Here is a 902-nt window from a genome sequence, read left to right as displayed (position 1 = left end):
GAGCGTGTCGACCGAGGCACCGCCGCTGACGGTGTCCAGAATGCCGGCCGCAGCCGACGTATAGAGCGAATAGTTGGAGATCGTCAGGGTAATGGACCCGATCGTGGGCGTGCCGCCGACGCGCGAGAACGACGACACCAGATTGAAGGTCGTCGGTGTGGTCGCAGTCGCGCTCAGCCAGTTCACGCCGTTGAAGGTCGCCGCATTGGCGGTGCCCTTCATCTGCTGCTGGATCTGGGTAATGTCAGCCTGGATCTTGGTACGGTCGATACCGGCGGTCTTGGCTTCAACCAGCAGCGCCTGGAGCTTGGTCAGGCCGCCGGTCTGGTCGCCCACCACCGCGGTCAGAGCGGTATATTCGGTGTCGACGGTCGCAGCCGACAGACCGAGCGAGTCCGAGACGGCGGAGAGCGCGGCGTTGTCGGCGCGCATCGAGGTTGCGATCGACCAGTAGGCCGCGTTGTCCGAAGCGGTCGAGACGCGCTGGCCGGTGGAGATCCGGTTCTGCGTGGTGGAGAGCTGGCTGCTGACGTTCCGGAGCGTCTGCAGCGCCGTCATTGCGGAGGAGTTGGTGAGAAGACTGGAACTCATCTTTGACGTCCCTTTGAAAATTGGATTGAGGTTGGGGACATACCGGGCTTGCACCGGTACGAGAGGGCGGCGTCATGCCTTTGGGCTGCGGAAAAGCGGGCTCAACCTGTCGCAATGGCGGCGATAGCACGTGAAGTTTGCGCGAGGCTTGTGGCTCCGTAACCCAGTCACAATAGAGCGGCCGAAATGGCATGCACGGGACGGGACGCCAAAATGAAAAGGGCCGCGCTTCGCAAGAAGCGCGGCCCCCTCAGATGGTTCTTAGGCTTACCTGAACAGCGAGAGGATGCTCTGGCTGTTCTGGTTGGCGA

General features: G+C 62.4%; 1 protein-coding gene. It reads right to left on the bottom strand.

Annotated features, from left to right (window positions below):
- Positions 1 to 591, bottom strand: a 591-nt coding sequence (locus IVB29_RS00005; RefSeq protein ID WP_247501328.1) for a flagellin, incomplete at its 3' end; no start/stop codon positions are given.
- Between the last annotated feature and the right edge of the window lie 311 nt (positions 592 to 902).

This window comes from Bradyrhizobium sp. 1, from assembly GCF_023073315.1.
Classification (GTDB): Bacteria; Pseudomonadota; Alphaproteobacteria; order Rhizobiales; family Xanthobacteraceae; genus Bradyrhizobium.
The sequence above is the reverse complement of the archived record's forward strand: the minus strand, read 5'-3'. Positions and strand labels throughout refer to the sequence as shown.